This window comes from Arthrobacter saudimassiliensis (assembly GCF_059090665.1).
Genome location: NZ_JBNHFX010000003.1, coordinates 131,267 through 146,166 on the forward strand (window position 1 = coordinate 131,267; position 14,900 = coordinate 146,166).

Genomic DNA, 14,900 nt, shown 5'->3' on the forward strand with positions numbered 1-14,900 from the left:
CCCCCCGGAGTCTCCTGCCGCTGCGGACACCGTGGGCTCAGCCGGTGCCACGGGCCCGCTCCGTGCGGTACTTCCGCCAGGAAGCGGCCATGTAGGCGGCGAAGGCCGCGACGTGACCGATGCAGCCCAGCACCAGGATCACGTCCGCAACGATAATCAGCCATTGCTGGTCAAAGCCCTGCACCCTGGTGAGGAGCAGCAGCGGAGCGCCGACCAGCAGCAGCGCGGTCCGGATCTTGCCGAGGTTGCTGACCTGGAGATTGGGGCTGCCGTGGAACAGGATCAGCGAGTTCACCAGCAGGATCAGGTCGGGGATGACGATCGCGTACACGAGCCAGACGGGCGCCAGGCCGTCCGCCACGAAGGTAACGGCCACGATGATCATGGCCAGGCGGTCGGCGGCGGGATCAAGCCACTTGCCGACCGTCGAGACCTGGTTCAGGCGGCGGGCCAGGTACCCGTCCACCCAGTCGGTGCCGCCGACGAGGACGAGGGTGAGGAACGCCGAACCGTAACTGTCCGTTGCCACGAACCAGACAAACAGCGGGATCCCCAGAAAGCGCAGGACAGTGATCAGGTTCGGAACGGTCCAGAACGTGTTGACCTCTGTCAGGGTCTGCCCCGGCCGGGCTCCCGCCCCGATAATCCTGATCACTGTCCGCTTTCCGTTGGTGCTTTGTGGCTGGTGCTCCTAGCGCCGGGCCAGCCGGCTGATCATGATGGCCATCGCCAGCAGCGAGGCGGCCAGGACGGTCAGCGGCTGCCAGTGCTCGCGGATCATGAGCGTGATGTCGTCCGTCGGCGACTTCGTGCCCTGTCCCTGCCCGGCTCGCCGCTCCTGGGCCGCGGCCCTGCGGGCTTCGAACTCCCGCACCTGGCGCCGGACGTCGGCCTTCTCGCCGAGGGTGTCGCGGACGTCGGCCAGGTGTTCCCGGCGCTGGCGGGTCCGTGTCCGCAGCTCCTCCTCGCTCGGCGTGGGAGCGTCGTCGGGCTTTGCGGACTTGTCCTTCTTCGGCTTCTCCTGCTTCGGTTCCTTGGGCTTGTCCAGGGTGGCCGGATCGAAGCGGCGGCCCTCCTTGAGCACCCCGAGGTCGTACCGCAGGCCGCGGATGGCCTCCTCCGGCATCAGCGGCAGGGTCTTCTTGAACCGTGACACGCCGACGAGCCCGCCGATGGCCGCGATCACCAGGAACAGCGCAGCCACCAGCAGCGCCGCCAGCCACGGAGGCATGACCGTGCCGAGGCCGAGGATGGCCGCGGCGATCAGGGCGACCGCCAGTGCGGCCAGGAACAGCAGGGCGATGACCAGGAACGCGGCGGCGATGCCGGCGGCCTTGCCCTTCTGCTTCATTTCGGCGGTGGCAAGGCCGATTTCGTCGTTCAGCTGCCTCGGCGTCAAGCGCGCCATGACCTTGGCCAGCCCGACGATCGACGACTTGCCGGTGGCCCTGTTGGCCCGAGTGCTAGCGGAGCGATCCATGCGCCCTGCCTCCGTCCCCTGATTAGTGTTCACCGTAGCCATTACCCAAAATTACCATTGTCCTCACCATTACCACCCGGCCGCAGCCTTCCCGGCGGCCTCCGGGGCTCCTAGGCGGTTTCAAGACCGCGCCGGTCCTCCAGCTCGCGGCCCGACAGCTCCGGGAGCCTGGTCTTGACGAACCAGAAGGACAGCAGGGCGAACAGGCTGAAGAGCGCGTACATGATCCACACCCCGAAGTTCTCGGACACCCAGGGGAAGGACAGGGTGACGATGAAGTTGAAGATCCAGTTGACCATCGCGCCGAGGCCGAGGGCCAGGGATCGAATGTTGTTCGGGAACACCTCGCCGAGGGTGACCCACATGATCGGTCCCCAGGTGGCGGCGAAGAACACCACGAACAGGTTGGCGCCGATCAGGGCGACGGGGCCCCAGATGCCCGGAAGGGTGATCTCGCTGTTGAAGGTCTCCGCCTGCGCAAACGAGACGGTGGCGGCCAGCAGGCCTGCGAACATGCCGGCCGAACCGATCATCAGCAGCAGCCGCCGCCCGACCCTGTCCACGAAGGCGATGGCGACCAGGGTCATCAGGACGTTGACGACGGAGGTGATCACCGACGTCGTGAAGGAATCCTCCTCGCTGAAGCCCACCGACTGCCACAGCGTGGTGGAGTAGTAGAAGATCGCGTTGATGCCGACCAGCTGCTGGAAGGCGGCGATGGCCATGCCCACCCAGAGGATGGGCTGCAGGCCCAGGCTTGGACCGCGCAGGTCCGCGAACGTGGCCTTCTTGGTAGTGAAGGACTTCTTGATGTCGGCGATTTTGCGGTCGGTGTCCTGCACGCCGGAGACGTCGCGGAGCACCTTGGCCGCCGCCGTGTCTTCATCCCGCCGGACCAGGTACTGGGGAGATTCGGGAATGGTCAGCCCCAGGACGCCGTAGATCACGGCGGGGACGATGCCGACCAGCAGCATCCAGCGCCAGGCCGGCAGCCCCCACCACAGATCCCCGAGGGCTCCGCCGGCCGCATTCGCCAGCCAGGCATCCGAGAGCAGGGCGGCGAAGATGCCGAGCGTGATGGCCAGCTGCTGCACCGATCCCAGCGCTCCGCGCCACTTGGACGGCGCGATTTCGGCGATGTACCCGGGCGCGATGACGGAGGCGGTGCCGATGGCCAGGCCGCCGACCAGGCGCCACAGCATCAAATCCCACTCGGAGAAGGCGTAGGCGGAGCCGATCGAGTTGACCGCGAAGAGGACGGCCGCGCCGACCATGACCTTTTTGCGGCCGATCCGATCCGCGAGCTGACCGGCGAACCAGGCACCCACGGCGCATCCGAGGAGGGTGATGGCGACGGTAAAGCCGAGGACGCCGGGGCTGAGGCTGAATTCCTCCCCGATGGCGTCCACGGCGCCGTTGATGACGGCGGTGTCGAAGCCGAACAGCAGGCCGCCTACGGCTGCTGCGACAGTGACCGCAATGACCTTGGCGGGGTGGGCGACCTTTTGGGGTTCCCCGCGTGCCGGCTCTGGAGTGTGAGCGCCCATCGGCGGTTCCTCGTTTTCAGTTTGTGCTGATAGTGACCCTTAAGCCTACGGGTTACCCTAAGCAGCCTTAGCAGCGGGCGGAAGAACGCTGCCCGGATTCGCCCGTCGGCGGTGCCCGGCCGGCAGCCGGCGGCACCGGGTTCCGCCCTTCGCGATGGCTCCGCCGCCTTCGGGGCGATCAGGCCTGAACGGCAGCGGGGCAGGACGCCGCCGCCCTGCCCCGCTGCTCTGCACGCCGCCCGTCGGCGCGCATCCGTCCGTCCGTCAGCCGTCCGCGGCTGCCGCCACCGCAGCGGCGACCGCGGGAGCGACGCGCGGATCCAGGGGGCTGGGCACAATGTAATCGGCCCGCAGCTCCTCCCCCACCAGCTCGGCGATCGCTCCGGCCGCCGCGACCTTCATGGCGGCGGTGATCCGGCGGGCACCGCTGTCCAGGGCGCCCCGGAAGACCCCGGGAAAGGCCAGGACATTGTTGATCTGGTTGGGAAAATCGCTGCGCCCGGTGGCGACGACGGCGGCATGCCGCGCGGCAACATCGGGGTGGACCTCGGGATCGGGGTTGGAGAGGGCAAAGATGACGGCGTCGTCGGCCATCGTGGCCAGCAGCTCCTCGGGGACGGCGCCGGAGGAGACGCCGATGAAGACATCCGCTCCGGCGAGGGCCTCCGCCGGGCCGCCGTTGAGCCCGCGGGGATTGGTGCGGGCAGCCAGGTCCGCCTTGACTCCGGTGACGCCGTCGCGGCCGGCGGAGACAATCCCCTTCGAATCCAGGACGGTGACATCGGTAATGCCCGCATCGAGCAGGATGTTGGCGCACGCGACCCCGGCGGCTCCTGCCCCGGAGATGACCACGCGCTGCGTGCCGGCGTCGCGCCCGGTCAGCCGGAAGGCGTTCTGCAGCGCCGCCAGCACCACGATTGCGGTGCCGTGCTGGTCATCGTGCATCACCGGGCAGTCGAGGGCCTCGATCAGCCGCGTTTCGAGCTCGAAGCAGCGCGGGGCGGAGATGTCCTCGAGGTTGACGGCGCCGTAGCTGGGGCGCAGCCGGACGAGTGTTTCGATGATCTCGTCCACGTCGGTGGTGTCGAGCACCAGGGGAATCGAATCCAGGCCGCCGAAGGTCTTGAACAGGGCGGCCTTGCCCTCCATGACCGGTAGGGACGCGGCGGGGCCGGTGTCCCCCAGGCCCAGGACGGCGGTGCCGTCGGAGACCACCACGACCAGCCGGGAGGCCCAGGTGTGGGTGGCAGCCTTTTCCGGCTCAGCGGCAATGGCGCGGGAGACCTGGGCGACGCCCGGGGTGTAGGCGATGGACAGGGCGCGGGCCGAGTCGAGCGGCATCTTCGGCTCGACGCTCAGCTTGCCGCCCTCGTGCGCGGCGAAGATTTCCTGCTCGCTGATGGCAGCGGCGGAGATGGAGGCAGAGGAAATGGAGGTCATTGAATGCTCCTGCTGGATGGTCCAGGGAACCGCAGGCGGGCCGCGGGATTCGCGGGGCGCAGCAGCGGACGTCCGGGAAAGAACCGGACCGGGAAGGCAACAGGATAGGTGTGCCCGGCGGAGGTGCCGGTCGGGCCGCGGGGTTTGGTCGCGGCCGGCACCGGAGTTCCGCCGCCGCCAGTCTAGGGAATCCGGGGCCCGCGGACAACCGCCCGGATCGGACACCGTCACGGACAGCGTGCCGCCGGGGCACAACAAAAGACCTCCGTGGGCGTACCCACGGAGGTCCTGTTCGCTCCCCCGACTGGACTCGAACCAGTAACCCTTCGATTAACAGTCGAATGCTCTGCCAATTGAGCTACGGGGGAAAGCAGCGCGCTCTACTCTACCCTAGATCGGGCACGTCCGCGAATCGGCAGCGCTCCCGTTCCAGGGCAGCCTCCGCGGTGCCCGTGCGGTCCTCCCGTGGAGCGCCGGAGGGAGCGCCACGAGAGCGCCGCGGACGGATAAAAAGAGGCCCAGACCAGGCATAACGCCTGATCAGGGCCTCCGTCCGCTCCCCCGACTGGACTCGAACCAGTAACCCTTCGATTAACAGTCGAATGCTCTGCCAATTGAGCTACGGGGGAAAGCAACGGGCTCTACTCTACAGCAGGTTTCGGGCCGGAACGAAATCGGAACCCGCCGCGCAGGGGCTCCCGCGGTGTCGCGTCGGTCACATGTCTCCGCGCAGGGCGCGCCGCTGCATCTCCAGTTCCATCAGTTCGCGGTTCAGCTGTTGGAACAGGGCCGGGTCAGCGGCCGGATCCAGCCGCTGCAGCTGGCCCAGTTTCTCGGCCTTCAGGTGCGTCACCTGCAGTTCGAAGAGCCGGTTGAGGATGTCCCGGCAGTACTGCCACAGCGCCTCATCGTCGCGGGCGGGAATGGGCGTCACCGCCAGCTCGCTGACCAGCGCGCGCAGGGCGTCGGGCAGTTCCTGGCGCACCTGCTCCACCCACTGCGCCGGCGGCACCCCGGTGTCCCCGGCCGCGCGCACGGCGTTGTGCACGGCCAGGTAGGCCGGCACCGTGAACTTGGCGGCCTTGAACCGCTCCCACTGCCCGGCGTCGAGCAGACCCGGGTGCTGCAGCACCACTTCCAGCGCCTGCCGCTCCATCCGCGCCACCGGGTCCCTCGGGTCAGGGCGGGAGAACGCCGGCTCCGGCATCGGCTCAGGCGCCGGCTCGGGCTGGCGGTGCCGGCCGCGGCCCGACGCCGGCCCGCCGGCCTCCGCTCCCTGGCCGCCTTCGCGGGCGCGGCGGACGGCGGCGTTGACGGCCCGCATCACGTCGTCGACGTCGCTGCCCAGCCAGCCGGCCAGCTCCCGCGCGTAGGCCGGACGCATGGCGGGGTCGCGGATGTCGGCCACCAGCGGTGCGGAGGCGCGCAGGGCCTGCACCCGGCCCTCCACGGTGTTCAGGTCGAAGCGCTTGAGGGTGGAGCGGATGGCGAACTCGAACAGCGGGCGGCGGGAGGAGATCAGTTCAGCGACGGCCGCGTCGCCGCGCTTGATCCGGATGTCGCACGGGTCCATGCCCTCGGGGTCGACCGCCACGTAGGTCTGCGCCACGAACTTCTGGTCCTCGTCAAAGGCCTTGAGCGCGGCCTTCTGGCCCGCGGCGTCGCCGTCGAAGGTGAAGACCACCTCTCCCCCGGTGCCGTCGTCGGAGAGCAGCCGGCGCACGATCTTGATGTGGTCCCCGCCGAACGCGGTGCCGCAGGTGGCCACCGCCGTCTTGATCCCGGCCAGGTGGCAGGCCATCACGTCGGTGTAGCCCTCGACGACCACCACCTGCCGTCCGCGGGCGATCTCCCGCTTGGCGAGGTCGATGCCGTAGAGCACCTGGGATTTCTTGTAGAGGGGGGTCTCCGGGGTGTTCAGGTACTTCGGGCCCTGGTCGTCCTCGAACAGCTTGCGGGCGCCGAAGCCGATCACCGAGCCGGTGATGTCCCTGATGGGCCAGATCAGCCGGCCGCGGAACCGGTCATAGAACCGCGATTCGTCGGAGCCGGTGGAGAACATGCCGGTGAGCTTCAGCTCATCCCGGGTGAAGCCCTTGCCGGAGAGGTGCTTGAGCAGCGAGTCCCAGCCCTGCGGGGCGTAACCGACCCCGAAGTGCGCTGCGGCGGCGGGGCTGAAGCCGCGTTCCTGGAGGAAGTTCTGGGCCGTGGCGGCGGCCGGGGTGCGCAGCTGCGCGGCGAAGAACTCGGCCGCCACCTTGTGCGCGTCCAGCAGCCGCTGCCGGCGGCCGGTCTCCTCGCGGCGCGGGCCGGTGCCGCCGTCCTCGTAATGCAGCTCGAAGCCGATCCGGGAGGCCAGTTTCTCCACGGTCTCGGCGAAGGTGGTGTGGTCCATCTTCTGGACAAAGGAGATGACGTCGCCGCTCTCCCCGCAGCCGAAGCAGTGGTAGGTCCCCACCTGGGGGCGCACGTGGAACGAGGGTGAGCGTTCGTCGTGGAAGGGGCAGAGCCCCTTGAAGGAACCGATGCCGGCCGACTTCAGGGTCACGTAGCCGTCCACCACGGCCTTGATGTCGGTGCGGGCCCGGACCTCGTCGATGTCTTCGCGTTTGATCAGTCCGGCCATGCCTACTACCTTATGTCCGCGGCGCGCAGTCCCGCGGCCGACGCGACGCCGGTCACCACAGCGAGGGCACCGGGCCCACAAGACGCTCGTGCAGGGCCAGCGCCGAGGCGTCGGTCAGCGAAGCCACCTGGTCGATGACCACGCGCAGCCGCTCGTCGTCGTCGCCCGCCGCCCGCCAGTCCGCGGCGAACATCGGGTCCAGGTGCCGGTCGCCGGTCGCTGCCAGCTGCGCCACCAGGGCCGCGAGGACCTCCCGCTGGCGCTCGTACAGCGGCTGGCGCTGGCCGGTGGTGATCACGAAGGTCGTGGCCAGGCCCTTCATGACGGCGATCTCCAGCGCCGTCTCCTCCGGAACCACGATTTCGGCGGCGTAGCGGGTGAGCCGCTGCGGGCCGTACACGGCGCGGGTGGCGGTGAGCGCACTGTTGCAGAACCGGCCGATCAGCTGGCTGGTCATGTCCTTCAGCGCGGCCATTGCCCGGCGGCTGCCGTCGGATTCCCGCACCCAGACGGGCGTTGCCTCCAGCCGGGCCAAGGCGGCGTCGATGGCCGCGGCGTCGGTGCCGGGCAGGTACCACTGCTGGGTGTAGCCGACGACGCGGGCGCGCTGGTCGGGATTGTCCAGCCACTTCAGCTGCACATGTCCGGCGACGATCGCGTCTTCGACGTCGTGCACCGAATAGGAAATGTCGTCCGAGAGGTCCATCACCTGGGCCTCGATGCATGAGCGGCCGTCGGGGGCGCCGTCACGCAGCCAGCGGAAGACCGGCAGGTCGTCCTCGTAGGCACCGAACTTGGTGGTCCGGCGGCCGTTGACCAGGGGCGCGTCGGCCATCGACCACGGGTACTTGCACGCTGCGTCGAGGCTGGCGCGGGTGAGGTTCAGCCCGGCGGGGGTGCCGTCCGGGGCCACGATCTTCGGCTCGAGCCGGGTGAGCAGGCGCAGCGTCTGGGCGTTGCCCTCGAACCCGCCGATGGCGTGGGCAATGTCGTTCAGCGCCGTCTCGCCGTTGTGCCCGAAGGGCGGGTGCCCGAGGTCGTGCGAGAGGCAGGCGGCGTCGACGACGTCGGGGTCGCAGCCGAGCGCGTTGCCCAGCTCGCGGCCCACCTGCGCCACCTCCAGGCTGTGCGTGAGCCGGGTGCGGACGAAGTCGTCCGTGTCCGGGGCGACGACCTGCGTCTTGGCTCCGAGCCGGCGCAGGGCGGAGGAATGCAGCACCCGGGCGCGGTCGCGCCCGAACTGCGTCCGGTTGGTGTTCTTGGCCGGTTCCTGGACCCAGCGTTCGAGGTCCACGTCCTGGTAGCCGTCGGTCTGCACAGCCTGCGGAAGTGTCATCTGGTCTTTAGCCGCCTGATACGTCGAGTTCGGCCGCCGAGATCATGGCCTTCTGGGCGCCGTTCAGCTCGCGTCCGTCCAGCCAGCCCTCGGGCAGCGCTGTCTTCTTGGGGGTTCCGGCCCGGCCGCGGGGGCCTTCGGCGTCCGCCCCGGGGTAGGGCGCCTGCGCGTCGAGCTGGTCGAGCAGCTCGCGCAGGACCGCCAGGGTGGGCACGGTTGCCAGCTTAGCCCGCAGGTCCCCGCCCACCACGTAGCCCTTGAAGTACCAGGCCATGTGCTTGCGGATGTCGCGCAGGGCCACGACCTCGTCCCCGAAGGTCTCCACCAGCAGCTCGGCGTGCCGGTAGACGCTTTCGGCGACCTCGCCCAGTCCGGGCCGGTGCCGGTCGGAGCGGCCCTCGAAGGCGGCCTGCAGGTCCCCGAACAGCCACGGCCGGCCCTGGCAGCCGCGGCCGATGACGACGCCGTCGACGCCGGTCTGCTCCACCATGCGTACGGCGTCCTCGGCGGACCAGATGTCGCCGTTGCCCAGCACGGGGATGTCGGGCAGGGCCTCACGCAGCTCGGCGATGGCGTTCCAGTCGGCCTTGCCGGAGTAGAACTGCGAGGCGGTGCGGCCGTGGAGGGCGACGGCGGCCACGCCGGCGTCTCGGGCGATCTTTCCGGCCTCGCGGAAGGTCAGGTGCTCGTCGTCGATGCCCTTGCGCATCTTGATGGTCAGCGGCACGTTGCCCTTGGACGCCTCGCGGACCGCGGTCTGCACGATGGCGGTGAACAGGTCCAGCTTCCACGGCAGCGCCGAGCCGCCGCCCTTGCGGGTGACCTTGGGCACCGGGCAGCCGAAGTTCAGGTCGATGTGGTCGGCCCGATCCTCTTCGACCAGCAGCCGCACGGCGGCGCCCACGGTCACGGGGTCCACGCCGTAGAGCTGCACCGAGCGGATGGACTCGTCGTCGTCGTGCTCGATGATCCGCATCGATTCCGGGGAACGTTCCACCAGGGCGCGGGAGGTCACCATCTCGGTGACGTACAGCCCGCCGCCGTATTCGCGGCACAGCCGCCGGAAGGCCTTGTTGGTGATGCCGGCCATGGGCGCCAGGATCACCGGCGTGTCCACGATGAGCGGGCCCAGCGTCAGCGGGGGCAGCTCAAGCTTGAGATCAGGGGTTGAAACGCTCACCAGTCCATTCTCGCAAGCCGGTGCAAATCCGCGCCACGCCTGTGGACGCGGCGGCTTGGTCGGCCGATGCGGTCGGGCCCCGGATCCCGCTGCCGGTTTGGGCGCGTGCTGCCGGAACGCAGTGGCAGCCGGTGCACAAAATGGCAGCCGGCGCGCAGGGTGGCAGCGACCTCGGAGGGCGGGGACACGACGCCGGCCCGTCCCTCCGGCATGACGGCACCCGCAAAGGAGGGCTATTCGGGCGGGACGGGCGGTCGTCCCGCGGCCCGGCGGCCGAATGCGCGGCGCCCGCGGCCCGGGGCTGTGTCAGGGGCCGGCGCGGCGTCGGAAGTTTGCACCCGCGACGTCTCCGGCACGGGTACCTCGGCGGTGCCGGAGACAGCGGGAGTGCCGCTCCGGTCTCTATCGGCGTGCGCGGCATCGGCCTGAGCGGCGTCAACGCCAGCGCCGCCGTCGTCGCCGTCGTGGCCCGGCTGCGGCCCATGCTCCCCCGGCTCGCCCGCGGACGTGGCGACCACGGGGCCGCCGCGCAGGCCGACGGCCTTGACCACCAGGACGGCAATGGCCGTGGTGACGGGTATGGCCAGGACCAGCCCGATGGAGCCGACCAGGGTACGGATGACCTCTTCGGCCAGCTCTCCGCCGGTGAGGGTCTGCAGGAACGGCCGGTCGTACAGCGAGACGAGGATCAGCACCGGCAGCGCGGCTCCGGCGTAGGCAAAGGCGATGGTGTAGACGGTGGAGGCGATGTGGTCCCGGCCCAGCCGCATGGCGCCGCTGAAGAGCCGGCGCGCGCTGGCCCGCGGCGCCAGTTCGTACATCTCCCACACGGCGGAGGATTGGGTGATGGTGACGTCGTTGAGCACGCCCAAGCCGGAGATGATCAGCCCGCAGAGGATGATGCCGGAGATGGACAGGCTCTCCGAGGCGTTGATCAGCGTGTACGCGTTCTCGTTGTCCACGCCCACGAGGTTGGACGCGTCGGTGGCCCAGGCGGCGAGCAGCGCGGTGGTGCCCAGCCCGAACAGCGTGCCGAGCAGGGCCGTGGAGGTCCGCGCGGAGAACCCGTGGGCGAAGTACAGCACGCCGATCATGATCACCGAGGAGCCCACCAGGCCCAGCAGCAGCGGCGGCTTGCCCTCCACCAGCCCGGGCAGGATGAACCAGGCCATGACCGCGTAGGCGCCGCCCAGGCCCAGCAGGGCGCGGAACCCGCGCCAGCGTGCGACGGCGATCACCACCAGCGCGTAGACGGCGGCCAGCAGGGCGATCGGCATGGTGCGGACGAAGTCCACGAAGATGTAGGGCGGCGCGCCGCCGGTTTCGGTCAGGCCGGCGAGGTTCAGGTAGCGGATCTTGTCGCCCGCATCCAGGGCGCCGGTCTTGGCGACCTCCGGCGGCATCTCCACGGCCACCTGCTCCCCGCCCAGGTCCGGCTGCACGTAGGCGACCTGGCACTCCTGCGCCGTGCCGCCGGCGTCGACCAGCGCCTGGGAGGACGGGCAGGCTTCTCGCACGGCCCGCTGGACGGTGCCGGTGTCGAACGTGACTCCGGCCGCGGTGGCGTAGGGATCGCTGATGTTCACGTTGCTGCGGTCCCCGGAGGGCCAGAGCAGCAGCATCCCGACGGCGGCCAGCACGCCCAGCGGCACCAGGATCCAGGCCAGCAGCAGGTTGGCGCGGCGTCGGGCCGCGGCGGCCTGGGCGGTGGGCGGGGCGTGGTTGCCGTGCGAGTGTCCCATCAGGTCCCTTCAGGGAGGGGGTCCGTGCGCATGTCTGCGCACGGACCCGTTTCCGTTGCTGCCGGCCGGTCGGCCGGGTCACTGCCTAATCGCTGAGAATCAGCGTCGCTTCTCCGGCCTGGCGGGCGGCCCCGAACTGTTCAAGGCGCTCCACCAGCCCGGCCAGGGCGGTCATCGACCCGTCGACCTCGAGCTGCACCGGATACTGGTGCGCCAGCATGGCCAGCAGCGATTCCAGTGCGGCCTCGGCCTCGGACGGCGGCAGCGTGGTGTCGTAGCCGACCAGCACGTCCGCCGGATCGTCGGTGCGCTCGTGCGTGTAGCTGATGGCGAACGCGGCGATCTTCCCGCCCTCCCGGCCCGGCCGATCCCGCAGGACCACCGCGCCGGAGGCGCCCGCGGCGTCGCCGAGCAGCATCTGCTGCGCCCGGCCCACGCTCATCTCCGCCCGGTCCCAGCCGTGGACGGCGTTGTAGAAGTCGGCCACGGCGCGGGTCAGCTCCACCGATCCGGTGGCAGCCTCCTCCAGCTGCGGGCCGGCGTCGTCCTGGAACACCGGGAGCTTGATCCGCCCCGCGTCCAGCACCACCACGCGGGAACGCTGGATCTCGGCCAGGCCGGCGGTGCGGGCGAAGGCTTCGGCGGCGGAACCGGGCTCCACCTTGGCCCGCAGCTTCCGGGCGCCGGACGGCGCGCCCTCGGCTTCACGGCGCAGCATCGCCAGCAGGGTGGAGCCGAGGCCGGCGCGCCGGTTGTCGCGGGCGACCTCGACATAGGCCCAGAGCCGGTCCGGATGCAGGCTGGTTTCGTAGACGACGCCGGCGGCCACCGGCACGCCGTCGTCCTCCGCCACGATGCAGCGGCTCCAGGGCTCGTTCGAGGACGGCCGCAGCATGGCCCGGAACTGGGCGGCCTGCGGTGTCTCCGGGTCGCCCCAGAGCTGCAGCAGCGCCAGGTCGTCGTCTTCGCGCCATTCGCGGTACTGCAGGGACATCAGGCGCCGATCAGCCGTGCGGCCAGGTAGCCCTCGACCTTGTCCAGGCTGACCCGCTCCTGCGACATGGTGTCGCGTTCGCGGACGGTGACGGCCTGGTCCTCGAGCGTGTCGAAGTCCACGGTGATGCAGAACGGGGTGCCGATCTCGTCCTGGCGGCGGTAGCGGCGGCCGATGGCCCCGGCGTCGTCGAAGTCGATGTTCCAGGTGCGGCGCAGGCGGGCGGCCAGCTCCTTGGCCTTGGGCGAGAGGTCCTCGTTGCGGGACAGCGGCAGCACGGCGGCCTTCACCGGCGCCAGGCGGGGGTCCAGGCGCAGCACGGTGCGCTTGTCGACGCCGCCCTTGGCGTTGGGGGCCTCGTCCTCGGTGTACGCGTCCACCAGGAACGCCATGAAGGAGCGGGTCAGGCCGGCGGCGGGCTCGATGACGTACGGGGTGAACCGCTCGTTGGTGGCCTGGTTGAAGTAGCTCAGGTCGGTGCCGGAGTGCTTGGAGTGCGTGCCCAGGTCGAAGTCGGTGCGGTTGGCGATGCCTTCCAGCTCGCCCCACTCGGAGCCCTGGAAGCCGAAGCGGTACTCGACGTCGGTGGTGCCCTTGGAGTAGTGGCTCAGCTTTTCCAGCGGGTGCTCGAACAGGCGCAGGTTATCCGGGTTGATGCCCAGGTCCACGTACCAGTTGAAGCGGTTTTCGATCCAGTACTTGTGCCATTCCTCGTCGGTGCCCGGCTCGACGAAGAACTCCATTTCCATCTGCTCGAACTCGCGGGTGCGGAAGATGAAATTGCCCGGCGTGATCTCGTTGCGGAAGCTCTTGCCGATCTGGCCGATGCCGAACGGCGGCTTCTTGCGCGACGTGGTGAGCACGTTGTTGAAGTTCACGAAGATGCCCTGCGCGGTTTCCGGGCGCAGGTAGTGCAGGCCCTCCTCGTTGGCCACCGGGCCGAGGAAGGTCTTGAGCAGGCCGGAGAACTCCTGCGGCTCGGTCCACTGGCCCTTGGTGCCGCAGTTGGCGCAGGCGATGTCGGCCAGGCCGTTCTCGGGCGCGTGGCCCTTCTTTTCCTCGTAGGCCTCTTCGAGGTGGTCGGCGCGGTAGCGCTTGTGGCAGCTCAGGCACTCCACCAGCGGGTCGGAGAAGACCTCGACGTGCCCGGAGGCTTCCCAGACCTGGCGGGGCAGGATCACCGAGGAGTCCAGGCCGACGACGTCCTCACGGCCGCGGACCATGTGCTGCCACCACTGCTTCTTGATGTTTTCCTTCAGCTCCACGCCGAGGGGCCCGTAGTCCCACGCGGACCGCGACCCGCCGTAAATCTCACCCGACTGGAAAACAAACCCGCGGCGCTTGGCCAGGGAAATGATGGAATCGAGTTTGGACTTGGTCGAAGCCATGAAGTGGTACCCGTTCTTTCGTGTCTGTGCAGGCCGCTGGGTGCGGTCCGCGCGTGGGCCCGCCGTGCCGTCGCCCCGCACCGGATCGGGTGCAGCGCTTGGCGTTCAGCGGGCAAAGCTCTATTGGTACCAGCTTACGGTCCGCGCCGCGAAAGCCGGTTACCGGCGCTGTCCGGTGCCGGTGTCGGCGCCGGCGCCCGCCCGCTTCAGGCCGGGCGTGTTCCAGGGCAGCGTGGCCACGACGATCGCCACGAGGGTCAAAGCGGTCCCGAGCACGGTCGCCGCAACGACGGTGGACCCGGGTGCGGGCAGGAGGAGGTCCAGCAGCAGGGAGCCGATCAGCTGCCCGGCGATCATCGCCAGGCCGGTCAGCAGGACACCGAGCGGGCGCACCAGCACGGCGGCCATGCCCACGTAGATGACGCCCAGCGGGCCGCCGATGTACAGGTACCACTCCCCCGGCAGCGGCCCGCCCGTGCCGACCACAGCCGCCTTGACCAGCCAGGCCAGCAGCAGGACGGTGGTGCCGGCCACCAGGTTGACCAGGGTGGCCGCGAGCGGGGTGCCGTAGTGCAGGGTGGAGGTGCCGTTCATGGCCTGCTGGAAGCTGATGAGCATCCCCGCAGTGAGCGGCAGCAGCACCGGAAGCAGCAGGGACCAGCCGGCGTCGGCGTCGAAACCGGGGCTGACCGCCCAGGCGACGGCGGCGAGGGTGAGCAGCGCAGCGGCGGTGCGCAGGACGGTGATCCGGCGCCGCCCGCCCGGCCCCATGCCGAGCCGGTCCACCAGCAGGCCGGTGAGGGTCTGCCCGGCCACGGCGGCGACGGTGAACACCGCCACGCCGAGGGTGGCGACGGTCAGGGACTGGGAGAGCACGAACAGGCCGCCGACGGCGCCGGCGAGCACGTACCAGCGCGGAAACCGGCCCTCGCGCAGGGCGGGCAGGATCCGTGCCGCGCCGGCCCGGCCCGCCGGCAGCACCAGGCACACCAACACAATGCAGGCCAGGCCCACCAGGATGCTGGCCAGGGCCGCACCCACGCTGTCCCCCATCCGGCCGGCGAGCGCTCCGTTGGCGCGCGCCTGGGCCGGCATGGCCATGCCGGCGAGCACCGCCAGCGCCAGCCAGATTCCCGTGGGTACCCTCGTCTTCACCGCCCCAGCCTA

11 protein-coding genes and 2 tRNA genes are annotated in these 14,900 nt (G+C 70.0%); all 13 read right to left on the reverse strand.

Going from position 1 to position 14,900, the window contains the following annotated elements; genetic code table 11:
* Positions 1 to 37: 37 nt before the first annotated feature.
* The 13 genes from AC5RV6_RS11880 to AC5RV6_RS11940 all read right to left on the reverse strand — a co-directional run bounded on the left by AC5RV6_RS11880 (position 38) and on the right by AC5RV6_RS11940 (position 14,888).
* The gene (locus AC5RV6_RS11880; protein ID WP_494007536.1) at positions 38 to 655 is read right to left on the reverse strand and encodes a CDP-alcohol phosphatidyltransferase family protein; all 618 of its coding nucleotides are present in this window, start codon (positions 653 to 655) and stop codon (positions 38 to 40) included.
* A gap of 36 nt (positions 656 to 691) precedes the next feature.
* A complete protein-coding gene (locus AC5RV6_RS11885; RefSeq protein WP_494007537.1) occupies positions 692 to 1,480 on the reverse strand; it encodes a phage holin family protein in 789 nt (262 codons plus the stop codon).
* 110 nt (positions 1,481 to 1,590) lie between these two features.
* Positions 1,591 to 3,027 (reverse strand): sugar porter family MFS transporter, encoded by a 1,437-nt coding sequence (locus AC5RV6_RS11890; RefSeq protein ID WP_494007538.1) that lies wholly within the window; start codon positions 3,025 to 3,027, stop codon positions 1,591 to 1,593.
* Between the two features lie 264 nt (positions 3,028 to 3,291).
* Positions 3,292 to 4,467, reverse strand: a complete 1,176-nt coding sequence (locus tag AC5RV6_RS11895; RefSeq protein ID WP_494007539.1) for an NAD(P)-dependent malic enzyme — start codon at positions 4,465 to 4,467, stop codon at positions 3,292 to 3,294.
* Positions 4,468 to 4,762: 295 nt separating this feature from the next.
* Positions 4,763 to 4,835, reverse strand: a tRNA-Asn gene (locus AC5RV6_RS11900).
* 188 nt (positions 4,836 to 5,023) lie between these two features.
* Positions 5,024 to 5,096: transfer RNA gene (locus tag AC5RV6_RS11905), tRNA-Asn, on the reverse strand.
* A gap of 86 nt (positions 5,097 to 5,182) precedes the next feature.
* Positions 5,183 to 7,093, reverse strand: a complete 1,911-nt coding sequence (gene dnaG, locus AC5RV6_RS11910) for a DNA primase (RefSeq protein WP_494007540.1) — start codon at positions 7,091 to 7,093, stop codon at positions 5,183 to 5,185.
* A gap of 52 nt (positions 7,094 to 7,145) precedes the next feature.
* Positions 7,146 to 8,429, reverse strand: a complete 1,284-nt coding sequence (locus AC5RV6_RS11915) for a deoxyguanosinetriphosphate triphosphohydrolase (protein ID WP_494007541.1) — start codon at positions 8,427 to 8,429, stop codon at positions 7,146 to 7,148.
* A gap of 7 nt (positions 8,430 to 8,436) precedes the next feature.
* Positions 8,437 to 9,612 (reverse strand): tRNA dihydrouridine synthase DusB, encoded by a 1,176-nt coding sequence (gene dusB, locus AC5RV6_RS11920; RefSeq protein WP_494008078.1) that lies wholly within the window; start codon positions 9,610 to 9,612, stop codon positions 8,437 to 8,439.
* A gap of 230 nt (positions 9,613 to 9,842) precedes the next feature.
* Complete coding sequence (locus AC5RV6_RS11925; protein ID WP_494007542.1) at positions 9,843 to 11,351, reverse strand: YibE/F family protein; 1,509 nt, start codon at positions 11,349 to 11,351, stop codon at positions 9,843 to 9,845.
* Positions 11,352 to 11,436: 85 nt separating this feature from the next.
* Entirely contained in the window at positions 11,437 to 12,345 is a 909-nt protein-coding gene (locus AC5RV6_RS11930; protein ID WP_494007543.1) for a GNAT family N-acetyltransferase, read from the reverse strand.
* Positions 12,345 to 13,733 (reverse strand): glycine--tRNA ligase, encoded by a 1,389-nt coding sequence (locus AC5RV6_RS11935; protein ID WP_494007544.1) that lies wholly within the window; start codon positions 13,731 to 13,733, stop codon positions 12,345 to 12,347. The genes AC5RV6_RS11930 and AC5RV6_RS11935 overlap by 1 nt, the downstream gene beginning before the upstream one ends.
* 159 nt (positions 13,734 to 13,892) lie before the next feature.
* Positions 13,893 to 14,888 (reverse strand): DMT family transporter, encoded by a 996-nt coding sequence (locus AC5RV6_RS11940; protein ID WP_494007545.1) that lies wholly within the window; start codon positions 14,886 to 14,888, stop codon positions 13,893 to 13,895.
* Positions 14,889 to 14,900: the final 12 nt, after the last annotated feature.